At 67.0% G+C, this 21,014-nt stretch carries 21 protein-coding genes; 17 read left to right on the top strand and 4 right to left on the bottom strand.

Annotated features, from left to right (window positions below):
- The first annotated feature begins 1 nt into the window (after nt 1).
- Nucleotides 2-313 (top strand): hypothetical protein, encoded by a 312-nt coding sequence (locus tag CWC60_RS20155; protein ID WP_109795730.1) that lies wholly within the window; start codon nt 2-4, stop codon nt 311-313.
- Nucleotides 314-329: 16 nt separating this feature from the next.
- Here the strand turns inward: CWC60_RS20155 and CWC60_RS20160 are convergent, their stop codons facing one another.
- The gene (locus CWC60_RS20160) at nt 330-935 is read right to left on the bottom strand and encodes a glutathione S-transferase family protein (RefSeq protein ID WP_109795731.1); all 606 of its coding nucleotides are present in this window, start codon (nt 933-935) and stop codon (nt 330-332) included.
- 268 nt (nt 936-1,203) lie between these two features.
- Between CWC60_RS20160 and CWC60_RS20165 the strand changes: the two genes are divergently transcribed.
- The 15 genes from CWC60_RS20165 to CWC60_RS20235 all read left to right on the top strand — a co-directional run bounded on the left by CWC60_RS20165 (nt 1,204) and on the right by CWC60_RS20235 (nt 18,237).
- On the top strand, nt 1,204-2,586 hold the full coding sequence (locus CWC60_RS20165) for a flagellar hook-length control protein FliK (RefSeq protein ID WP_125182839.1): 1,383 nt from the start codon (nt 1,204-1,206) through the stop codon (nt 2,584-2,586).
- A gap of 9 nt (nt 2,587-2,595) precedes the next feature.
- Entirely contained in the window at nt 2,596-3,267 is a 672-nt protein-coding gene (locus tag CWC60_RS20170) for a flagellar hook assembly protein FlgD (protein ID WP_109795733.1), read from the top strand.
- A gap of 90 nt (nt 3,268-3,357) precedes the next feature.
- Nucleotides 3,358-4,689 carry a flagellar hook protein FlgE gene (locus CWC60_RS20175; protein WP_109795734.1) on the top strand — a complete coding sequence of 444 codons (1,332 nt, stop codon included), beginning with the start codon at nt 3,358-3,360 and terminating at the stop codon, nt 4,687-4,689.
- Between the two features lie 106 nt (nt 4,690-4,795).
- Nucleotides 4,796-5,086 carry a CtrA inhibitor SciP gene (gene sciP, locus CWC60_RS20180; RefSeq protein ID WP_109795735.1) on the top strand — a complete coding sequence of 97 codons (291 nt, stop codon included), beginning with the start codon at nt 4,796-4,798 and terminating at the stop codon, nt 5,084-5,086.
- Nucleotides 5,087-5,275: 189 nt separating this feature from the next.
- Nucleotides 5,276-6,976 (top strand): flagellar basal-body MS-ring/collar protein FliF, encoded by a 1,701-nt coding sequence (gene fliF / locus CWC60_RS20185; RefSeq protein ID WP_206420064.1) that lies wholly within the window; start codon nt 5,276-5,278, stop codon nt 6,974-6,976.
- Nucleotides 6,977-6,986: 10 nt separating this feature from the next.
- The gene (fliG, locus tag CWC60_RS20190) at nt 6,987-8,000 is read left to right on the top strand and encodes a flagellar motor switch protein FliG (RefSeq protein WP_109795736.1); all 1,014 of its coding nucleotides are present in this window, start codon (nt 6,987-6,989) and stop codon (nt 7,998-8,000) included.
- Nucleotides 8,001-8,014: 14 nt separating this feature from the next.
- Nucleotides 8,015-8,626, top strand: coding sequence for a FliH/SctL family protein (locus tag CWC60_RS20195; protein ID WP_109795737.1), 612 nt, complete (start codon nt 8,015-8,017; stop codon nt 8,624-8,626).
- A 24-nt stretch (nt 8,627-8,650) separates the two neighbouring features.
- On the top strand, nt 8,651-9,013 hold the full coding sequence (gene fliN / locus CWC60_RS20200) for a flagellar motor switch protein FliN (RefSeq protein WP_109795738.1): 363 nt from the start codon (nt 8,651-8,653) through the stop codon (nt 9,011-9,013).
- A gap of 5 nt (nt 9,014-9,018) precedes the next feature.
- Complete coding sequence (locus tag CWC60_RS20205; protein ID WP_109795739.1) at nt 9,019-9,801, top strand: motility protein A; 783 nt, start codon at nt 9,019-9,021, stop codon at nt 9,799-9,801.
- Nucleotides 9,802-9,820: 19 nt separating this feature from the next.
- A complete protein-coding gene (flbD, locus tag CWC60_RS20210) occupies nt 9,821-11,212 on the top strand; it encodes a sigma-54-dependent transcriptional regulator FlbD (RefSeq protein ID WP_109795740.1) in 1,392 nt (463 codons plus the stop codon).
- A gap of 35 nt (nt 11,213-11,247) precedes the next feature.
- On the top strand, nt 11,248-13,404 hold the full coding sequence (gene flhA / locus CWC60_RS20215; protein ID WP_109795741.1) for a flagellar biosynthesis protein FlhA: 2,157 nt from the start codon (nt 11,248-11,250) through the stop codon (nt 13,402-13,404).
- Between the two features lie 6 nt (nt 13,405-13,410).
- Complete coding sequence (locus tag CWC60_RS20220) at nt 13,411-14,361, top strand: flagellar biosynthesis protein FlhF (protein WP_109795742.1); 951 nt, start codon at nt 13,411-13,413, stop codon at nt 14,359-14,361.
- Nucleotides 14,358-15,161, top strand: coding sequence for a MinD/ParA family protein (locus CWC60_RS20225; protein WP_109795743.1), 804 nt, complete (start codon nt 14,358-14,360; stop codon nt 15,159-15,161). Before CWC60_RS20220 ends, CWC60_RS20225 begins: the two co-directional genes overlap by 4 nt.
- Nucleotides 15,162-15,386: 225 nt before the next feature.
- On the top strand, nt 15,387-17,486 hold the full coding sequence (locus CWC60_RS20230; protein WP_206420065.1) for a PQQ-dependent dehydrogenase, methanol/ethanol family: 2,100 nt from the start codon (nt 15,387-15,389) through the stop codon (nt 17,484-17,486).
- Nucleotides 17,487-17,571: 85 nt separating this feature from the next.
- Nucleotides 17,572-18,237 carry a DUF1194 domain-containing protein gene (locus CWC60_RS20235; protein ID WP_164516657.1) on the top strand — a complete coding sequence of 222 codons (666 nt, stop codon included), beginning with the start codon at nt 17,572-17,574 and terminating at the stop codon, nt 18,235-18,237.
- A 2-nt stretch (nt 18,238-18,239) separates the two neighbouring features.
- Here the strand turns inward: CWC60_RS20235 and pip are convergent, their stop codons facing one another.
- Nucleotides 18,240-19,202, bottom strand: coding sequence for a prolyl aminopeptidase (pip, locus tag CWC60_RS20240; protein ID WP_109795745.1), 963 nt, complete (start codon nt 19,200-19,202; stop codon nt 18,240-18,242).
- Between the two features lie 143 nt (nt 19,203-19,345).
- Here pip and CWC60_RS23355 point away from each other — a divergent pair, with 143 nt between their 5' ends.
- Entirely contained in the window at nt 19,346-19,636 is a 291-nt protein-coding gene (locus CWC60_RS23355) for a hypothetical protein (protein ID WP_109796395.1), read from the top strand.
- Nucleotides 19,637-19,646: 10 nt separating this feature from the next.
- Here CWC60_RS23355 and CWC60_RS20245 read toward each other — a convergent pair whose 3' ends face one another.
- Together CWC60_RS20245 and CWC60_RS20250 are read right to left on the bottom strand one after the other, a co-directional pair.
- A complete protein-coding gene (locus CWC60_RS20245; protein ID WP_109795746.1) occupies nt 19,647-20,006 on the bottom strand; it encodes a response regulator in 360 nt (119 codons plus the stop codon).
- Nucleotides 20,007-20,075: 69 nt separating this feature from the next.
- Nucleotides 20,076-20,930 carry a zinc-ribbon domain-containing protein gene (locus tag CWC60_RS20250; protein WP_109795747.1) on the bottom strand — a complete coding sequence of 285 codons (855 nt, stop codon included), beginning with the start codon at nt 20,928-20,930 and terminating at the stop codon, nt 20,076-20,078.
- Nucleotides 20,931-21,014 lie beyond the last annotated feature (84 nt).

Below are 21,014 nucleotides of genomic sequence, written 5' to 3' on the forward strand. Positions count from 1 at the left end.
CATGGCCGACGAAGACGGCGCTCTCGACGCCCGCAACGCGATGGAAGAGAGCGTCGAAGCGGATTTCGCACGCCTGAAATCCGTCCTGGCCCTGGGCTGGCGCAAGGACCCCCGCTACGTCCAGGCCCTGATCGACCGGCTCACGGTCGAGGGCCTGCTGGACGATGTCTCGCGCCCGAGACGCCGCGTCTACCGTGTTATTGTGGACTATTTCGAGGATGCGCTGGACGAGCGCGAGGACGCGGACCGGAACCGGGAACGCAAGCGCGCCGGCCGGCGCAGCTATCTGCGGCGGATGCTGGGCGACGGCTGACCGCCCGCGGGCCGGGTCAGGGCTGGTCGAGCGGGCGGAAACGCGGCAGCGACCTGACCCGCTCGATCCAGCGCCGGATCGCCGGATGACGTCCCAGGTCGAAGCCGCCCTGATCGGCCACATGAGTGTAGGCGAACAGCGCTATGTCGGCGATCGTCGGTTTCTCGCCGACGAACCAGTCGCGCCTTTCCAGCTGCCCCTCCATGATATCGAGCGCGCGATAACCCTCGCTTTCCCGAGCGGCCCACTGCTGCTTCCGCTCTTCGGTCAGCGCTCCGTGGCGAGACCACGAACGCAGCACGGCGATATAGGGTTCGTGGCTGTACTGTTCGAAGAACATCCACTTCAGCACTTCGGCGCGGACGCGCCTGTCGTCGGGCAGGAAGGCGGTTCCATCGGCGAGGTAGAACAGGATCGCGCCCGATTCCCACAGGCAATCGCCATCTCCCAGATCCAGCACCGGGACCTTGCCGTTCGGCGACCGGGCGAGGAATTCCGGGCGCCGGCTCTCCCCGGCATAGGTATCCACCTCGACGCGCTCGAACGGAATTTCCAGCCACGAGAGCAGCAGCCGGACCTTGTAGCCATTTCCGGAATCCAGGTTGTCGTAAAGCCTCAGCACGATGTCCCTCCAGGCGCTTGCGGCGCTATCTGATGCCCGCCAGCCAGACACCCGCAACCGAGAAGTTCTAGGCAACCCGCCAGGTTTCTCTCAACCGTCCCGGCGGCGGAATTGGCCCGGCAGGAATTGCCGCGGGGCCATGACCACCGCATGGACGAGAAAATTCACCGCCCCCAACATACTGAAAATCCGTGCCATTTCTCATGAGGCGGCGTGGCACCGACCTTGCTGATGGATGTCCGACGATTTTCATTTTCGGACGATGAACATGCCAGCCGCTTCGGACATTCTCGCCTTCGACAGAAGCTACGCCGCCGACAGGGCCGCGGTGCGCGACGCTTACAGCAGGACGCGCGAGCGAGAAGAAACCCGCCCTGCCTTCGCCGACTCGCTCGAGCGCGCCCGGCAGGACGACCGCCGGCCCGCCGAGCGCGCCGGCCGCCCGAACGACACAGGCGCACCACCGAAGAGCTCCGACGGGTCCGCCGGGACGCACGAACCGCCTCGCGCCGGGGGCATCACCGACAAGGAGGCGGCCGCCGAGAACCGCGGCGAGGACGGCCAGGTTCCGGGCGCACAGCCGGCCGAGAACGTCAAACAGACCGTCTCCGCCAGGGATACCGCCATCGCCGCTGCCGCGGCGGCCGCCGGTCAGGGTACGGCCATCACCTCGGCGGGCGCTGCAGCCACGCCCGCGCAGCCGGGCGGCGGCGGTGGCGGCGGTGCATCCGCTTCCGGCGCCGCAGCCGCGCCGAACGCCGCTGCGCAGGCGATCGCCGCAGCGGCTCAGAAGACCGTGCAGGGTGAGGCGCCGGCCTCGGCCCTGCCGGAGGGCGAACTGTCCGAGGCCGAACCGGACATCCTCGCCATCATCAAACCTCTCAATGGCAAGACGGGCCTGAAGCAGGCGACCTCGATCTCCGCGAACGTTGCGAAGAACGCCCTCGCCAACGCGGCCGCCGCGGCCTCGGCGTCGCCGAACCTGCAGGCGCTGCAATCGGGCACGGGCGGCGCTGGCGCCGGCGCGGCTTCCCACTCCACCATTATCCAGGCCATGGACAGTCAGATGCCGCGCGGCTTCGCCTTTGCCGACCCGGCTGCGTTCCAGCAGACGGCGCCGCAGCCGGAACAGCCGATCCAGACGGCGCTGCCCCAACAGAGCGCGCAGCCGACGGTCCAGAGCAGCCAGACGGCACAGACTTTCCAGGCTCACCTGCAGCCGCAGATGCCGCAGAACGCCGCCCCAGCGGCCCAGCAGCTCTCTGTCTCCATCGTGCGCGGTGCGCGCGAGGGCGCAGACAAAATCGACATCCAGCTTCACCCGGCCGAGCTCGGCCGGGTCGAGGTCAAGCTGGAACTGGGGCATGACGGCCGGATCATGGCTGTGGTCAGCGCCGAGCGCGCCGAGACGCTGGAACAGCTCCGCCGCGACGTGAACCAGCTCGAGAAAGCGCTGGCCGACGCCGGCTTCGACACCGACCGTGACAGCTTCACCTTCCAGGACCGCCGCGACCGTGAGGGCGGCGGGGAGAAGGGCGACGGACCGGCCGGCGAGAAGCCGGGCGAGCGGATCGTCCCCGACACCATCCTGACTTCCGCCGGCCGCCAGCGCCTGTCGCTCGACGGGCTCGGCATCGACCTTTCAGTCTAGGAGCCGCACATGGATCTTTCCGCACTGGGTCTTCCCACCCTGCAGAACAACGCCAGCGGCGTCGCCGGGCGGAAGCTGTCGGAGGACTTCGACACCTTCCTCACCCTGCTGACCAGCCAGCTCAAGAATCAGGATCCGCTGGAACCGCTGAAGTCGGAGCAGTTCACGCAACAGCTCGTCCAGTTCTCCCAGGTCGAGCAGCAGATCGCCACCAACGACAACCTCGAATCCCTGGTTTCGCTGTCGCTGGCCAACCAGCACGGGGCCCTGGTCGACTATATCGGCAAGTCCGTCGAAGGCGTCAGCGACCGCGCGCGGCTGACCGATGGCGGCGCCACCTGGCGCTACGAACTGGACGAGGAAGCCGAGAACGTCTCGATCCTGATTTCGAACAGCCAGAACCGCCCGATCCGCGCCGTCCAGGCCAGCGGAGAAGCGGGTCTGAACAGCTTCGACTGGGACGGCCGGGACGACCTCGGCAACACCATGCCCGACGGCGTCTACCGGATCTCGATCTCGGCCGTCGATGGCGAAGGCACGAAGATCCCCGCCACCATTCGCGCCGGCGGCATTGTCGACGGCGTCGAAGTCGTCGATGGCGTCGCCCAGCTCACCGTCAACGGCGCCATCCTGCCCCTGTCGGATGTCACCGCTGTCTCCGCGGTGACCAGCGAAGACTAGACCGAGACGACAACCCATTCGTCGCCGAAGTAGGTCGGCGGCACGTCCAGGGCACAATGCCGGACGCATTCGTGAAATGAGGCCACGCAGATGAGTATCCTTGGAGCCATGTTCTCCGGCGTCTCCGGGCTCAACGCCCAGAGCCAGGCGATGAGTTCCATCGCCAACAACATCGCCAACGTCAACACCGTGGGCTTCAAGTCCACGCGGGCTGCCTTCACCACCCTGGTGGGCCAGGCCGGCACCGCCAGCCGCGGCTTCAACGCCGGCGGCGTGCAGGCCCAGCCGATCAATCTCAACAACTCCCAGGGCCTGTTGCAGCAGAGCACGTCCGCGACGGACATCGCCATCAGCGGCAACGGCTTCTTCGTCGTCAACACCACGCCCGACGACGCCACCGGCGAGTTTCTGTTCACGCGCGCCGGGCAGTTCAGTCCCGACCAGAACGGCAATCTGCGCAACTCGGCGGGTCACTACCTGCGCGGCTGGCCGATCGACGCCAACGGCGACATCCCCACCAACCGCACCGTGCTGGACGTCACGCAGACCGTGAACGTCAACTCCATCACCGGCAGCGCCACCGCAACCGATGCGATCTCCCTGCAGGCCAACCTGCAGTCGACGCAGACGGTGAACGCCGGCATCGGCGCCTATGCCGCCGGCGACATGGCCGCGGGCACCTTCGATCCGGACTTCGAGACCACGCTGCAGCTGTTCGACAGCCAGGGCGGCACCCGCAGCCTGACCATCGGGTTCCTCAAGTCGGCGACGGCAAACCAGTGGCTGACCGAAATCTATGTCGAGCCCGCCGCACAGGTCGACGCGGCAACCCATCCGAACGGCCTGATTTCGTCGGGCACCATGGCCTTCAACACCGACGGCACGCTGGATCTGACCAGCACCAGCGCGGCGCTGCAGAACCTGAACATCACCTGGGACGCCAGCCTGGGCGTCGACAACTCCACGGTGGCGGTCGACTTCGGCAGCGACGGCGCCACGGACGGCATGACCCAGTTCAACGGCATCTCCCAGATCATCTCCAACAGCATCAACGGCGCCGTCTTCGGCTCCCTGACCGGCGTGGAGATCGACGAGAACGGCATCGTCACCGCCTTCTTCGACAACGGCACCCGCCAGAAGGCGTTCCAGCTTCCGATCGCCACCTTCACGAACAATTCGGGCCTGAGCTCGGTCAACGGCAACGCCTTCCAGCAGAACAACGACTCCGGCAATTTCAGCCTCAACGTGGCCGGCGTCGGCGGCGCGGGCTTCATTGCGCCTTCCTCGCTCGAATCCTCGACCGTCGACCTGGCCGAGGAGTTCACCAACATGATCCAGACCCAGCGCGCCTTCTCGGCCAACGGCAAGATCATCACCTCCGTCGACGAGATGCTGGAGGAACTGGTCCGGCTGAAGCGCTGACGGCGACGGACCGGGAACCGCTCGGTCCGTTAACCATCTGATTTAGAGGAATGTTAAAGGCAGCGCGGTAGCTTTCCCTGGTCGGAACAAGAGAGGAAGCCGAAAAATGCCGGATAGCCCCCGTCCAAAGGCAAGCGTCATTGGTCCGGACGGAACGCCGCTGACGGTCGACGACCTGCCCAGCCCCAATACGCGCCGATGGGTGGCGCGCAGAAAGGCCGAGGTCGTCGCCGCAGTTCGCGGCGGCCTGCTGACCCTCGAGGAGGCCTGCCAGCGCTATACGCTGTCGGTGGAGGAGTTTCTTTCCTGGCAGCGCGCCGTCGAACGCCATGGCGTCCGCGGCCTCAGGACCACACGTCTCCAGGATTACCGCGCCTCCGCGGCTGCGGGCGATTGATACTGTCTGATTGATCCATAGATAACCGGCGCGCGCGCAGAACGCCGCCCCCGGACTCCCGACCGGAAAAATATTCCCATCACCCGGCAAAACCTGCCCAGCGTTAACCGCTGATTTACGACGGCTCCCCTATCGTCGGCTGCGTCGCCCCTGGCGAAGACCGCAATTGACCCGAAGACGGAGCCGGCCTTGCCCGACATCATCAAGAATCTGGGACTGACCCGGCTGGTTCTCATCGCCGGCGTCACCTTGTCCGTCATCGTCTTCTTCGTCTTCCTGGCCAGCCGCGTCGCCAAGCCCGACATGGCGCTGCTCTACAAGGAACTGGCGCCGGCGGACGCGGCCAACATCGTCGCCATGCTGGAATCGCGGGAGATCCCCTACGAAATCCGTGGCAATGGCGGCGAGATCTACGTGCCCCGCGATCAGGTCGCCCGCCAGCGCATGGCCGCCGCCGAGGAGGGCCTGCCGCTCGGCGGCTCCGTTGGCTACGAAATCTTCGACAAGACCGACTCGCTGGGCACCACGAACTTCGTGCAGAACGTCAATCTGCTGCGCGCGCTGGAAGGCGAGCTCTCGCGCACGATCGGCTCCCTCGACCGCGTCGATGCGGCGCGCGTCCATCTGGTGCTGCCCAAGCGCGAGGTCTTCCAGCGCGAGGATCGCCAGCCCAGCGCGTCCATCGTCCTGAAGATGCGCGGCAATCTCGGCCGCGACCGTGTCTCCGCGATCCAGAACCTCGTCGCCGCCGCGGTGCCCAACCTAGACCCGGGCCGCGTCTCCGTGGTCGACAGCCGCGGCAATCTGCTTTCGCGCTCCCTGGACGGTGGCGAAGACCCGCTGAGCGCGCCCAGCGCGCTGCAGGAACTGCGCCTCGGCCATGAGCGCCGCATAAAACACGCCGTCGAATCCCTGCTGGAGCAAACAATTGGCGCCGGGCGCGTGCGCGCCGAGGTCGCCGTCGAGATTCAGCACGACCGCGTCACCACCCAGAGCGAGACCTACGATCCCGACGGCCAGGTCGTGCGCTCGACCCAGCTGCGCGAGGAGACATCGAGCACCAATGAAGGCAATGCCCAGGACGCTGTGACCGTAGCAAACAACCTGCCCGGACAGGACATCGGCGCCGGCGCGACCGAGCAAACCTCGAACAAGGAATCGGTGACCGAGGAGACGACGAACTTCGAGATTTCCCAGCAGGTCCGCACCGAAGTGCGGGAAGCCGGCGTGATCGAACGCCTCTCGGTCGCCGTGCTGGTCGACGGGAACTACCGCACCGACGCCGAGGGCAACCGCACCTATGAGCCGCGCACGGAGGACGAACTGGAGGAACTCGGCCGGCTGGTCCGCTCCGCCGTCGGCTACAACGAAGAGCGCGGCGACACCGTCGAGATCTCCAACCTTCGCTTCGCCGATGTCGATGCTGTCTTCGAGGAACCCGTCGCGGAAGAGTTCGAGGTCGCCGGACTCGGCAAGGCGGAGCTGATCCGCATCGGCGAAACCGCCGCCCTGGGTCTGATCGCCCTGCTGGTCATGCTGCTGGTCGTCCGCCCCATGCTGAGCCGCATCCTGGCCACCGGCAACATGGACGCTGCCGACGACTCGCTCGCGCTGGCCGGCGCCAGCGGCAACATCAACGCGGCGCTGGCCGCCGCCGGCCGCCAGGCGGAAGGCAACCTGTCCCTGCCGCCGCCCAGCGGCCAGGGCGGCGACGGCGGCATGCCCGCCCTGCCGGCGGCCGAGCAGCGGCCGCCCTCACCGACGATCGATCTCAGCCACGTCGAGGGCCGGGTGAAGGAATCGTCGCTGAAGAAGATCGCCGAGATCGTCGAAAAGCACCCCGAAGAGGCCGTCGCGATCCTGCGCAACTGGCTCTACCAGGACCGTTGAGGAGCGTATCATGCCAAGTCTTGAATACCGGCATCTGAGCGGTTCGCAGAAAGCGGCCATCATGATCCTCTCCCTGGGCGAGGAAGGCACCGCCAAGGTCTGGGAGCTGCTCGACGACGAAGAGATCAAGGAAGTTTCCCAGACGATGGCGAACCTCGGTTCGATCAACTCGGATCTGGTGGAGCGCCTGTTCGTCGAGTTCGCCAACCAGATGAGCTCCGGCGGCTCCCTGGTCGGCTCTTTCGAGAGCACCGAACGCATGTTGGCCAAGACGCTGGGCCGCGAGCGCGTCGAGCTGATCATGGAGGAGATCCGGGGCCCGGCCGGCCGCACCATGTGGGACAAGCTGGGCAACGTGAACGAGACGGTGCTCGCCAACTATCTGAAGAACGAATACCCGCAGACCGTCGCGGTCGTGCTCTCGAAGATCAAGCCCGACCACGCATCCCGCGTCCTGGCCGCCCTGCCCGAGGACTTCGCGATGGAAGTCGTGGCGCGGATGCTGCGTATGGAATCGGTGCAGAAGGAGGTTCTCGACAAGGTCGAGGAGACGCTGCGCATCGAGTTCATGAACAACCTGGCGCGCACCAACCGCCGCGACAGCCACGAAATGATGGCGGAGATCTTCAACAATCTCGACCGCCAGACCGAAAACCGTTTCGTCGCCGCCCTGGAGGAGCGCAACCGCGACTCGGCGGAGCGAATCAAGGCGCTGATGTTCACCTTCGAAGACCTGGCCAAGCTGGATCCGGCCGGTGTGCAGACCCTGCTGCGCGGCGTCGACAAGGACAAGATGGGTCTGGCGCTGAAGGGCGCCTCGGATTCCCTGCGCGACCTGTTCTTCTCCAACATGTCGGAGCGTGCGGCCAAGATCCTGCGCGAGGACATGGAGGCCATGGGCCCTGTCCGCCTGCGGGACGTCGAGGCCGCCCAGATGGAAATGGTGAACACCGCCAAGGACCTGGCCCAGCGCGGCGAGATCATGCTCGCCGACAACAAGGGCGACGACGAGTTGGTCTATTGAGCGGGGCGCGGAACATGGGCGAGAAGTTTCTTTTCGACAAGAACTTCGGCGACGGCGGAGCCCGGCGGCGCAAGAAGGCCGAGACCTTCACAGAGGAGGATCTCGCGGCCGCCCGCGCGGAGGGCTATGCCGAAGGCCAGCGCGCCGGCCATCAGGAAGCGCGCCAGGAGATCGAAGCCGCGGCCAGCGCTTCGCTGTCGGTGATATCGGAACAGATCGACGCCGCCAGCGAGCAGCTTCAGACGGCGCTCGGCGATTGCCGCCGCGAAGCCGCCGAGGTGGCGGTGACCGTGGGACGCAAGCTGGCGGGCAACCTGATCGAGGCCCATCCCCTGGCGGCCATCGAGGCGCTGATCGTCGACTGCATCGGCGAGCTGCGCGACGAGCCGCGCCTGGTGATACGGGCGTCCGACGGCGTGACCGAAGCGATCCGGGAGCGCATTTCCGCCATCGCAGCCAGCGCCGGTTTCGACGGCCATCTGGTGATGCTGCCCGACGAGACGATGACCGACAGCGACTGCCGCGTCGAATGGGCCGACGGCGGCGCGGCGCTCGAACTTTCCCGGACCGAGGCGCTGATCGAGCGTGCGGTCCGCACCTACCTCACCACCGACAACGTCCAGTAACCCGATCCAACGGAGCAGCCGATTATGGCGGACGACAACGAACTCGACCTCGACAACCTCGAAGAAGGCGCCGCCCAGATGCCCGCGACCGACGTCGCCGGCACCGACCTCGCCGCCGACGACGAGGAAACGAGCAAGACCGCGAACGACCTGGAGGCGGTCTTCGACATTCCCGTGCAGGTCTCGGCCGTGCTGGGCAAGTCCCGCATGCAGGTCAGCCAGCTGATGAAGATCGAGACCGGCGCAGTGGTCGAACTGGACCGCAAGGTCGGCGAGGCCATTGACATCTACGTCAACAACCGCCTCGTCGCCCGCGGCGAAGTGGTGGTCGTCGACGAGCGACTGGGCGTGACGATGACGGAAATCATCAAGGGGAACCGGAGCTGAAGGCCATGCTGAGCCGCTTCGACATCGCGACGGCGCTGGGACTGCTGGCCGGGTTCGGCCTGCTGGCGCTGACCGTGGCCCTGGGCGACGGATGGGCGAACTTCGTCAACCTGCCCTCGGTACTGATCGTGCTGGGCGGCACTGCCGCCGTGACGCTGATCAGTTTCCATGTCGGCGATGTCCTGCGCGCCGTGCCGATCACCCTGCAGGCGATCTTCCGCCGCCCGCGCGACGCCTCTCAGGCCGCGATGATGGCCGTGCGGCTGGCCGACGAGGCGCGGCGCAAGGGCCATCTGGGCCTGCCCCGGACGCTGACGGGCGTGCGCGAGGAGCCCTTTCTGCGCAAGGCGCTGGAACTGGTGGCCGACGACACGCCGACCGCCGAGATCGAACGCATCCTGGAGAACGACATGGTCTCCATCGCCCAGCGCGAGCGCGGCGTCGTCCATATCCTGCGGCGCGCCGCGGAAATCGCGCCGGCCATGGGCCTGATAGGCACGCTGGTGGGTCTGGTGCAGATGCTGAACCGTCTCGACAACCCCGCCGAGATCGGGCCGGCCATGGCCCTGGCCCTGCTGACCACCCTCTACGGCGCGGTGCTGGCCAACATGGTGCTGCATCCGCTGGCCACCAAGATCGAACGCAACGCCGCCGACGAGGCGACGCTCAACCGGCTCTACGCCGCCGCCGCCTGCTCCATCAGCCGCAAGGAAAACCCGCGCCGGCTGGAGACGCTCATCAACTCATTGCTGCCGCCGCTGAAGCGCGTGCGGTACTACGCGACCTGATACGGAGGAAAGAATCGCCATGCGGCTTCTTATCGTAGGGCCCCTGTCCGGCCAGTTCGGCGCGGCCAGCAAGATCGCCATGCAGAACGGCGCCAAGGTCGCCCACGTCGACACCGTCGAGAGCGCGATGCACGCACTGCGGTCCGGCCGCGGCGCCGACCTCGCCATGGTCGACGTCAAGCTCGACATCGCCGCCTTCGTGACCGGGCTGGCCGCCGAGCACATCAGTCTGGACGTCATCGGCTGCGGCATCGGCAACGATACCGAGGCGGCAGTGCGCGCCATCAAGGGCGGCGCCAAGGAATATGTCCCCCTGCCCCCGGATCCGGAGCTGATTGCCGCCGTCCTGAAGGCGGTCGCCGACGAGGAGACCGACCTGCTCTACCGCGACCAGCGCATGGAGCAGGTGATCAAGCTGGCCGATCAGGTGGCGCCGTCCAACGCCTGCATCCTGGTCACCGGCGAGAGCGGCACCGGCAAGGAGGTCATGGCGCGCCACATTCACCTGAAGAGCCGGCGCGCCGACAAGCCATTCGTCGCCGTCAACTGCGCCGCAATCCCCGACAACCTATTGGAATCGGAGCTGTTCGGTCACGAGAAGGGCGCCTTCACCGGCGCGGTAGCCCGGCGCATCGGCAAGTTCGAGGAAGCCGATGGCGGCACGCTGCTGCTGGACGAAATCTCGGAAATGGATATCCGCCTGCAGGCCAAGCTGCTGCGCGCAATCCAGGAACGCGAGATCGACCGGGTCGGCGGCGGCAAGCCGATAAAGGTCGATATCCGGGTCATCGCCACCTCCAACCGCGATCTCGTGGCCGAGGTGAAATCGGGCACCTTCCGCGAGGACCTGCTCTACCGCCTGAACGTGGTGAACCTGAAGCTGCCGCCGCTGCGCGAGCGGCCTGAGGACATCGCGGTTCTGGCCGACCATTTCGTCGCCAAGTATTCCGAGGCCAACGGCGTCGCCTGCAAACCGATCGACCGCGACGCCGCCCGGCTGCTGCGCGGGCATCCGTGGCCGGGCAATGTCCGCGAACTGGAGAACACCCTCCACCGCGCCGTGCTGCTGGCGACCGGGAACGAGATCACGAGCGAAGCGATCGTGCTGCCCGACGGTTCCCGTCCGGGGGAGAACTCCGCGCCGACCGCGGGCCGGGTCGCCGGACAGATCTCCGGCGGCGGCGTGATCTCGGAGGACGACGCGGCGCAGGCCGGCCTGGTCGGCCGCACCGTGGCCGAGGTCGAGCAGCAGCTCATCCTGGAAACCCTGGACCACTGCTTCGGCAACCGCACCCACGCGGCCAACATCCTGGGCATCTCGATCCGGACGCTCCGCAACAAGCTGAAGGCCTATACCGAGGAGGGCGTCCCCGTCCCCGGACCGGGCGAAATGCGGCGCATGGCGTACTGAGCAATTGGTTCTGACCCCCTTTCCGGCAGGTTGAAATGAGCGAGCAGCTCCCCGCAGAACGCGGCGGCGGCGAAGTGACGGCGACCGGCGGCGGCTTCGGCAGCAACGGCGCCGACACGCTCGCCGTCCTCAAGAGCCATCTGATGCGCGGCGACATTGCGCTGGCGCTGGGCGTCGTGGCCATCCTTGTCGTCCTGATGCTGCCCATGCCGGGCTGGCTGCTCGACTTCAGCCTGGCCATCTCGATCACCTTCTCCGTGCTGATCCTGATGACCTGCCTGTTCATCGGCAAGCCGCTGGAATTCAGCTCCTTCCCGACGGTCCTGCTGATCGCGACCATGCTCCGGCTGTCGCTGAACCTGGCCTCCACACGCCTGATCCTGTCGGAAGGCCACACCGGCACCGACGCCGCCGGCAACGTCATCGAGGCCTTCGGCAACTTCGTGATGGGCGGCAACTTCGTCATCGGGATCATCGTCTTCTCGATCCTGGTGATCGTGAACTTCGTGGTCATCACCAAGGGCTCCGGCCGCATCGCCGAGGTCGCGGCGCGCTTCACCCTGGACGCCATGCCCGGCAAGCAGATGGCGATCGACGCCGACCTCTCGGCCGGCCTGATCGACGAGAAGGACGCCCGCGACCGCCGCAAGGAGCTGGAGGACGAGAGCACCTTCTTCGGCGCCATGGACGGCGCGGCGAAGTTCGTCCGCGGCGACGCCATCGCCGGTCTGCTGATCACCTTCATCAACGTCATCGGCGGCATCGTCATCGGCGTCGCGCAGAACGACATGAGCTTCGGCGCCGCGGCGCAGACCTACACCCTGCTGACCGTCGGCGACGGTCTGGTCTCCCAGATTCCGGCGCTGATCGTCTCCACCTCCGCGGGCCTGCTGGTGTCCAAGGCCGGCGTCACCGGTTCCGCCGACAAGGCGCTGTTCGGACAGCTCAGCGGCTATCCGCAGGCGCTGGGCCTGTCCTCGTTCCTGCTTGTCGCGATGTCGCTGCTGCCGGGCATTCCGATGCTGCCTTTCCTGGCGCTGGCCGGGGCGGCCGGCTATGGCGCCTGGTACATGGCCCGGCGCAAGAAGGACGCGGCGGCCGCGGAAATCAGGCGCGAGGACGACGCCAGGCAGGCCGACGAGGAGACCCCGAGCGAGCAGCCGCTCTCGGAAGTGCTGGCGATCGACGAGCTGCGCCTGGAGATCGGCTACGGCCTGCTGAAGCTGCTGGAGGGCGACGGCAACGCGCCGAAGCTCACCGACCAGATCAGGGCGCTCCGCCGCCAGTTCGCCACCGACATGGGCTTCGTCATGCCCAGCGTACGCATCCTCGACAATGTCCAGCTGGGCGCCAACGCCTACAGCATCCGCATCAAGGAAGTGCAGGCCGGCGCCGGCGATGTCCGCGTCGGCCGGCTGATGGTGATGGACCCTGCCGGCCGGCCCATCGACATGCGCGGCGAGGAAACGATCGAACCGGCCTTCGGTCTGCCGGCCAAGTGGATCGACGAATCGCTGCGCGAGGAGGCCAGCTTCCGCGGGCTGACGGTGGTCGACGCCGCAACCGTCGTCACGACCCACCTGACCGAGATCATGAAGGACCACATGGCGGAGCTGCTCTCCTACGCGGAAACGCGCAAGCTGCTCGACGATCTGCCGGACGCCCACAAGAAGCTGGTGGACGACCTGATCCCCAACCAGATCTCGGTTTCGGCGATCCAGCGCGTGCTGCAGAACCTGCTGTCGGAGCGGGTCTCGATACGCGACCTGGCCACCATCCTGGAAGGCATCTCGGAGGCGGTCGGCTTCACCAAGAACGTCACCCTGATCACCGAGCACGTACGCACCCGCCTGGCGCGCCAGATCTGCAACGCCAATCTCAGCCCCGACGGATACCTGCCCCTGGTATCCCTCTCGCCGGAATGGGAGCAGGCCTTCGCCGACGCCCTGACCGGACACGGCGAGGAGCGTCAACTGGCGATGGCGCCCAGCAAGCTGCAGGAATTCATCGGCGCCGTGCGCCTGCACTACGACCGTCTGGGCCAGCAGGGCCATGACCCGGTGCTGCTGACCAGCCCGGCCATCCGCCCCTTCGTCCGCTCCATCGTCGAGCGATTCCGCAACGCCACCGTGGTGATGAGCCAGAACGAGGTTCATCCCAAGGTGCGGCTGCGCACGTTGGCGCAGGTCTGATCGGCGATGCAGGTCCGCACCTTCATCGCCCGCACGGTCTCCGCCGCCCTCGGCGAGGTTCGCCGAGAACTGGGTCCCGAAGCGGTCATTCTCGGCACCCGGGAGACCCGCGAAGGCGTCGAGGTCACGGCGGCGGTCGAGCGCCCGGCGCCGGCCGGGACGCCGACGCCGGACCGCGAGGACGCCGGCCTGACCGCGGACGCCGAGTTCCTGATCCGCGCCATCGCCTTTCACGGCGCGCCGACCGCGCTCAACGAACGCATCTGCCGTGTGGCGGCGCAGGTCGACGACCCGGACCTGACCGTCTCGCTGACTGCGGGCATGGACGACTGCTTCGGTTTCCGGCCCGCGGAGCCGGGCGCCGAACCGGCGCTGGCCCTGGTGGGTCCGCCCGGCGCCGGCAAGACGGTGGTGGCCGCGAAATTCGCCCTGGAGGCCGCGTTGCGCAAGCAGCCGCTGAAGATCGCCACCACCGACATCGAACGCCCCGGCGGCGACAACCGTCTGAAGGCCCTCGGCGCCATCGTGGAGAATCCGCCGGTGCGGCTCAGCCCGGAGCGCCGTCTCGACTGGCGCGGCCCCCGGCTGATCGACACCGAGGGCGTGAACCCCTTCGACGCCTATGACATGGCCAGGCTGACGGAAACGGTGCGGATCAACGAGGCCGAGCCCATCCTGGTGCTGCCCGCCGGCGGCGACCCCTACGAATCCGAAGACATGGCCGCGGCCTTCCGCGGCATCGGCGCCCGTCGGATGATCGTCACCCGTCTCGACACCGCCCGTCGGCTGGGCGGTCTGCTGGCGGCCGCCGGCTCCGGTCTCGCCTTCTGCCTCGCCGGTGCGTCGCCGGTGATCGCCGACGGCCTGCACACCCTGACTCCCGCCGCGCTCGCGCGGATAATCCTCAGCGACCCCGATCAGGCGACCGACCTGAACAACGACAGGAAACGCGCATGAACCAGCACCCGGCCCGCTCGCGCAGCCAGGATGGCCCCGCGGGGCATCCTTCCGCCCGGCTCGGCGCCAACATGATCTCGGTGGCGTCCGGCAAGGGCGGCGTCGGCAAGACGTGGTTCGCGATCACTCTCGCCCACACGATGCGCAGGGCGGGACGCAAGGTACTGCTGTTCGACGGCGACCTGGGACTCGCGAATGTCGACATCCAGCTCGGGCTCTCACCCGCCCGCGACCTGTCCGAGGCCCTGACCGGTCAAGCCTCCTTCCGGGAAGTGGTCACGCAGGATCCGGCGACGGGCGTGGACGTGGTGGCCGGCCGTTCGGGCACGGCACGGCTGGCCGATGCCGGCGCAGCCCAGCTCGACATGCTGCGCCGCGGCCTGACGCTGGTCGGCGACACCTATGACAGCGTGATCCTGGATCTCGGCGCCGGGGTGGACCGTGCCGTCCGCACCCTGGCGGCGAATGCCGGACCGCTGCTGGTCGTCACCAACGAAGAGCCGACGGCGATCACCGACGCCTACGCCCTGATCAAGCTGATTCACGGGGCCGACGCAGGCGCCGACATCCGCGTCGTCATCAACCTGGCCAGCAACCAGCGCGATGGCGAGCGCACCTACGAGAAGCTGCGCACGGCCTGCGAGAACTTTCTCGGCTTCGCCCCCTCCCTGGCCGGCATCGTCCGCCGCGACAGCCGCGTGCCCGACGCCATCCGGCGTCAGACCCCGCTGTTGAAGCGGCATCCGACCAGCCTCGCCGGCGAGGACGTGGAGCGCATCGCCCGCGGCCTCACCGGTTGACGCGACGCCCCCATCGTCATGAATGAAGATTTTCATTACCTGTAAGTAACAACCAACTACTGATTGGTAAGAAAGCGGCCGAACGAACGTTTGAACGCAAGAAGCTGGCGCACGAATTCACAACCGACTAGGCTTGCTGATCGGTACGGGGACAGGGGGTCAACCGTAGCGGCCAGCTCGACTCCCCGGATCGCGAAGAACAGAAAAGTTCCAGGGAGGAAAATCGTGCGCAGTACAGCAATCGCGCTGGCCGCGGTCACGCTTGCATTGACCGCTGCTTCGACATGGGCGGAGCCCCTGTCGGAGGCCAAGATCCGCGAAATCACAGGTGGCGTCGACAAGGACGCCATTATCGAGAACGGCAAGACCAGCGAGAACTGGCTCAACTACGGTCTGGACTATGGCGAGAAACGCTACAGCCGGCTGAACCAGATCAGCACCGCCAATGTCGGCGAACTGGGTCTGGCCTGGTACTACGACCTGAATTCGCGGCGCGGCGTCGAGGCGACGCCGATCGTCGTCGACGGCATCATGTATGTGACGTCGTCCTGGAGCATCGTGCACGCCATCGACGCGCGGCTGGGCGAGGAAATCTGGACCTACGATCCGCAGGTGCCGCGCGACTACGCCGAGAAGGGCTGCTGCGACATCGTCAACCGCGGTGTCGCGCTCCACAAGGGCAAGGTCTATGTCGGCACCTATGATGGCCGCATGGTCGCGCTCGACGCGGCGACCGGTCAGCCGGTGTGGGAAGTCGACACCGTCATCGACCGCGACAAGGCCTACACGATCACGGGTGCGCCCCGTGTCGTGAACGGCAAGGTGATCATCGGCAATGGCGGCGCCGAATACGGCGTGCGCGGCTACATCACCGCCTATGACGCCGAAACCGGCGAGCAGGCCTGGCGCTGGTTTGCCGTGCCGGGCGACCCCTCGAAGCCGTTCGAGGACGAATCCATGGCGCGCGCGGCGCTGACCTGGGATCCGTCGGGCAAGTACTGGGAGGCCGGCGGCGGCGGCACCATGTGGGACAGCATGGTCTACGACCCGGAGCTCAATCTGCTCTATGTCGGCACCGGCAACGGCAATCCCTGGAACCGCGACATCCGCAGCCCCGGCGGCGGCGACAATCTCTACCTCGCCTCCATCGTGGCCCTGAACCCCGACACCGGGGAATATGTCTGGCACTATCAGGAGACGCCGGGCGATCACTGGGACTACACCTCCACCCAGCCGCTGATGCTGGCCGACCTGCAGATCGACGGCCGCGAGCGCAAGGTCATCATGCACGCGCCGAAGAACGGCTTCTTCTTCGTGGTCGACCGCACCGACGGCGAGTTCATATCGGCGGAGAACTTCGTGGAAGTGAACTGGGCCGAGGGCTACGACGCCAACGGCCGGCCGATCGAGGTGCCGGCGGCGCGCGCCAAGGACAAGCCCTGGGAGACCATTCCCAGCGCCTATGGCGCTCACAACTGGCATCCGATGGCCTTCAGCGAGCAGACCGGCCTGGTCTACATACCCGCCCAGGGCGTTCCGCTCACCCAGTTGCCGGAAAAGGATTTCGTCCAGGACGAGCACAAGCCGTTCAAGTTCGCGTCCAATTCGGGCTGGAACCTGGGCTTCGCGCTGAACGCCGTGGCGCCGGAAGCCAAGCCTTACGGTTCCCTGATCGCCTGGGATCCGGTCAACCAGCGGGAAGTCTGGCGGCAGGAATATCTCTCGCCGTGGAACGGCGGCACGCTCGCGACCGCCGGCAACCTGGTCTTCCAGGGCACCGCGGACGGCCGCTTCGTGGCCTATGACGCGACCACCGGCGTCACCCTCTGGCAGACGCCTCTGGGCACCGGGGCGGTGGCCGGCCCCTCCACCTACATGATCGACGGCAAGCAGTATGTCTCGATCGCGGTCGGCTGGGGCGGCGTCTACGGGGTCGCCAACAAGGCCACCGAGACCGTCGGCCCGGGCCGGGTCTACACCTTCGCGGTCGGCGCGAGCGGTGAGAAGCCGAAGGACGTGGCGATGCAGGCCGGCGAACTGGTGCAGGGCGTCGAGTACGATCCCGAACACGTCACCGCCGGCACGGGCCTCTATGTCTCGAGCTGCGCTCAGTGTCATGGCGTGCCCGGCGTGCAGAACGGCGGCAACGTGCCCAATCTGGGTTTCACGGACGCCAACGTGCTGCGCAACCTGCCCGATCTGGTCCTCAGCGACACCTTCGTGCAGGGCGGCATGCCGGACTTCACCGGCCGCCTGAGCAAGGATGACGTCGTCAGGATCCAGGCGTTCATCCAGGCCACGGCAGACGCCGTCCGGCCGAAGTAGGGACGGGACCAGCCAGGAACCGGGGGAGCGGGCGTCGCCGCCCGCTCCCCCTCGTTCTTTGCGAGTTCTAGCGCGAGTCCCGCCAATGCCCCTCCCCAACAACCGGCGCGCCACACGCCCGAGGCCGACCGTGCGCCTGCTGGCGGTCCTGCTGATCCTGTCCAGCGTCCTGGCCGCAGGCCCGGCACAGGCGCGGGAATGGCTGGTGCTTGTCGTGGACCGCTCCAACTCGATCGACGACCGCGAGCTTGCCCTGCAGCGGGGCGCCTATGCCCGCGTGCTGCGCGACCCGTTCATGGCCAGGGCGTTGAAGGACACGATGGTCGCCATCGTCGAGTTCGACACCCGCTCGGAAATCGTGGTCGGCTGGAGCACGCCTGCGGACGCCGCCGACATCTACGAACACTGGAGCCCGATCGGTCCGAGGGGCGCCACGGCGATATCCCGGGGCATGTCGGACGCGCTGGAACTGCTGGAGGGCAAGCCGGGCCGGCGGATCATCGACATCTCCGGCGACGGCCGCGACAACCGCGATTCACTGGGGCTGGAGCGCCTGCGCGAGCAGGCGACCGGCGCAGGGATCGAGATCAACGGGCTGGTCTTCGGCCATCAGCGCGAGAACCTGGAGGTCTACTACGCCGGCAAGGTCGCCAATGGTTTCGTCATGGGCGTCGACAGCCTGGATCATTTCGAGGACGCCCTGCGCCGCAAGCTGACCCAGGAAGTGCTGGTCTCCGGTCTCCTGCCCTGAGGTCAGACAGCGAAGCGGTCGGTCGCGCGCACCAGTTCGTCGACGATGCCGGGTTCGCTGCCCGCGTGTCCCGCATCGGAGACGACACGAAAATCGGCCTCCGGCCAGGCCTTGCGCAGCGCCCAGGCCGTCATCATCGGGGTCACCACGTCATAGCGGCCCTGCACGATCACGCCGGGAATGCCGCGGATACGGGCGGCGTTGGCAATCAGCCAGTCATCGCTCTCGAAGAAGCCGCCATTGACGAAGTAGTGGCACTCGATCCGGGCGAAGGCGAGGGCGAAACGCGCATCGGCGAAGTCGGCGACCCGGCCGGGGTCGGCGTACAGCGAAAGCGTCCCGCCTTCCCAGGTGCTCCAGGCGCGGGCGGCCGAAAGGCGGACGCTCTCGTCCACGGAGGTGAGCCGGCGGTAGTAGGCGGCGATCATGTCGCCGCGCTCTTCCACCGGAATCTCGGCGACATAGTTTTCCCAGAGATCGGGGAACAGCGCGTCCGCTCCCTTCTGGTAGAACCAGAGCAGTTCCTCGCGGCGCAGGGTGAAGATGCCGCGCAGGATCAGCTCGCTGACCCTGTCCGGATGAGTCTCCGCATAGGCCAGGCCCAGCGCGCTGCCCCAGGAGCCGCCGAAGACCTGCCACTTCCCGATGCCGAGATGGCTTCTCAGCGCCTCCAGATCCTCGACCAGCCGCCAGGTAGTGTTTTCGTTCAGCTCCGCATGGGGCGTGCTCTGCCCGCAGCCGCGCTGGTCGAACAGGACAATGCGGTACTTCTGCGGATCGAAATAGCGCCGATCGTCGGGTTTCTTGCCGCCGCCGGGACCGCCATGGATCACCACGGCGGGCTTGCCGTCGGGGTTGCCGCACTGCTCGTAGTGCAGCGTGTGCAGGTCCGAAACCGAAAGGCGTCCCTGGTCGAATGGCTCGATGCGCGGATAGACGGTCCGCCTGCTGGACTTGTCGATCATGGCGTGGTGAACGAACTCCGGAAATGGAACCGCTGCGGACACTATATTCTGCGGCTTGCCGTGGCCATCCGCTTTCACCGCATGGCGCGATGGTTGCGAGAGGTGCTCCGATAATGCGTCAACCCTGGGACGGAAGCCCGAACGTGAACAGGATCACATTCACCGCGGTGCGTATTGTGACGGCAGTCGCATTCTGTGGCCTGCTCGGCGCGGCCGCCTCCAGCATTCCGCTCGCCCCGCCGGAACGCCCTTCCGACGCAATGCTGGCGCTGGAACTGGCCGAACGGCATTGCGTCGAGGCCCTGACGCGCTCGATCGTCCTCCGCACTGCTGCGGCCGTCCGGCAGGCCGAGGAGCAGGCCGAGGCGCGCTGCGAGCAACTGTTCGCAGGAAATCCGTCCGCGGCGCCGAGCGCGCCGGCCGCCAAAGCCTGACCGCGGGCGCTCAATCCGACAGGGCTTCCTGCACCTTGAGCACGATTTCGTCGACGGTGAAGGGCTTGACCACGATATCCTCGATCAGGCTGTCGAGGTTGTAGGCGCGGTCGCGCTGATCGGCATAGCCGGTCATCATCAGGATACGGACGTCCGGATGTTCCTTGCCGACCTTCAGCGCCAGGGCCACACCGTCCATGATGGGCATGACGATGTCGGTCAGCAGCAGGTCGAAACGCTGCTCGCTCAGCTTCTGCAGCGCGGCTGCGCCGTCGGCCACGGCCGTCACGTCGTGACCGGCCGCCTTGAGGGCGCGCTGTATCACGTCGCGAATGTCGGGTTCGTCATCTGAGACCAGTATCCGGGACATCGGTTCAGGTTCCGGCTCAACTACCTAACAAAAGGTGACCTCGGATCGGAAAACAGACAATCCCGGACGTCATTCCGCCGGTTCCGTATCCGCGCGCACCTTTTGCAGCCCGTCGGGAAGGTCTTCCAGCAGCAGACGCATGGTGCGGCTTTCCTTCGGCGCCAGCGGATCGTCGTCGAGGCGGATGCGTTCCGTCTTCACCACATCGCCCGCCGCATCCAGCAGATGGATGACGGCGACCGGCAGCGGCTGCGGCTGCGCCGTGCCGTTGATCAGCCGGATGCCGAGTTCCATCTGCTCCCCGGTAAGGCGGGAACTCTCGATCACCAGACTCACCGGCTGAAGCGCTTCGGCGCGGCTCACGCGGTCGATCCGGTCGAAAAGACGCGCCGACGGCGGCCACGCGTTCACGATCGGCCCCCTGAGAAAGGCCAGCGCAAGAGCGGTGAAGACCAGTACCGCAAGGATCAGCGCCCATCCGCCCCAGACCCAGGCTGGCGTCCGCCGCTTCTCCGTCCTTTCGGCAGGGCGGAAATCGTCGTCCGCCGGCCGCGCGGCGCCGGGGATGGTGTCGAAGACCGGTTCCCGCCGTCCGGGCGTCGGTTCCGGCTCCGTCTCGGCGCTCCCGGGATCATCCGCCGTCCCGTCATCGCCGGCGTCCTCGCCGTCATCTTCGGCAGCCGCGTCTTCCGCTGCCGCGTCCGCTTCCGCCGGCGGCAGCGATTCGGCCGCTGCGTCCTCTTCCGGTGCTTCGTCGACGGCGACAGGCGCGGCAGACGCCGCATCCTCAGCTTCGCTGTCCGGATCGGGCCGGCCCCGCCACTCGTGCCTGCAGCGCGCGCACCGCACCAGCCGCGGGCCCGCGGCGAACATTTCTGGTTTTACCCGGAACCGGGCCCCGCAGGAGGGACAGGTCAGCATCATTCAGGCATTGATCCGCTGAGTCTTTGTCGATTATCGAACATCGGAAGCCATATAGGCAGCTTATCAAAAGCCGTTCAAGGCGGC

This window comes from Minwuia thermotolerans, from assembly GCF_002924445.1.
GTDB lineage: Bacteria > Pseudomonadota > Alphaproteobacteria > Minwuiales > Minwuiaceae > Minwuia > Minwuia thermotolerans.

What these genes read in the sequence shown, in the direction of transcription:
- CWC60_RS20220 (WP_109795742.1), top strand. Translation starts at nt 13,411, where the DNA reads ATGCAGGTCCGCACCTTCATCGCCCGCACGGTCTCCGCCGCCCTCGGC.
- CWC60_RS20250 (WP_109795747.1), bottom strand. Translation starts at nt 20,930, where the DNA reads ATGATGCTGACCTGTCCCTCCTGCGGGGCCCGGTTCCGGGTAAAACCA.
- CWC60_RS20235 (WP_164516657.1), top strand. Translation starts at nt 17,572, where the DNA reads ATGCCCCTCCCCAACAACCGGCGCGCCACACGCCCGAGGCCGACCGTG.
- CWC60_RS20245 (WP_109795746.1), bottom strand. Translation starts at nt 20,006, where the DNA reads ATGTCCCGGATACTGGTCTCAGATGACGAACCCGACATTCGCGACGTG.
- fliG (WP_109795736.1), top strand. Translation starts at nt 6,987, where the DNA reads ATGCCAAGTCTTGAATACCGGCATCTGAGCGGTTCGCAGAAAGCGGCC.
- CWC60_RS20175 (WP_109795734.1), top strand. Translation starts at nt 3,358, where the DNA reads ATGAGTATCCTTGGAGCCATGTTCTCCGGCGTCTCCGGGCTCAACGCC.
- flbD (WP_109795740.1), top strand. Translation starts at nt 9,821, where the DNA reads ATGCGGCTTCTTATCGTAGGGCCCCTGTCCGGCCAGTTCGGCGCGGCC.
- pip (WP_109795745.1), bottom strand. Translation starts at nt 19,202, where the DNA reads ATGATCGACAAGTCCAGCAGGCGGACCGTCTATCCGCGCATCGAGCCA.
- CWC60_RS20155 (WP_109795730.1), top strand. Translation starts at nt 2, where the DNA reads ATGGCCGACGAAGACGGCGCTCTCGACGCCCGCAACGCGATGGAAGAG.
- CWC60_RS20195 (WP_109795737.1), top strand. Translation starts at nt 8,015, where the DNA reads ATGGGCGAGAAGTTTCTTTTCGACAAGAACTTCGGCGACGGCGGAGCC.
- CWC60_RS20225 (WP_109795743.1), top strand. Translation starts at nt 14,358, where the DNA reads ATGAACCAGCACCCGGCCCGCTCGCGCAGCCAGGATGGCCCCGCGGGG.
- sciP (WP_109795735.1), top strand. Translation starts at nt 4,796, where the DNA reads ATGCCGGATAGCCCCCGTCCAAAGGCAAGCGTCATTGGTCCGGACGGA.
- CWC60_RS20170 (WP_109795733.1), top strand. Translation starts at nt 2,596, where the DNA reads ATGGATCTTTCCGCACTGGGTCTTCCCACCCTGCAGAACAACGCCAGC.
- CWC60_RS20205 (WP_109795739.1), top strand. Translation starts at nt 9,019, where the DNA reads ATGCTGAGCCGCTTCGACATCGCGACGGCGCTGGGACTGCTGGCCGGG.
- CWC60_RS20165 (WP_125182839.1), top strand. Translation starts at nt 1,204, where the DNA reads ATGCCAGCCGCTTCGGACATTCTCGCCTTCGACAGAAGCTACGCCGCC.
- fliN (WP_109795738.1), top strand. Translation starts at nt 8,651, where the DNA reads ATGGCGGACGACAACGAACTCGACCTCGACAACCTCGAAGAAGGCGCC.
- flhA (WP_109795741.1), top strand. Translation starts at nt 11,248, where the DNA reads ATGAGCGAGCAGCTCCCCGCAGAACGCGGCGGCGGCGAAGTGACGGCG.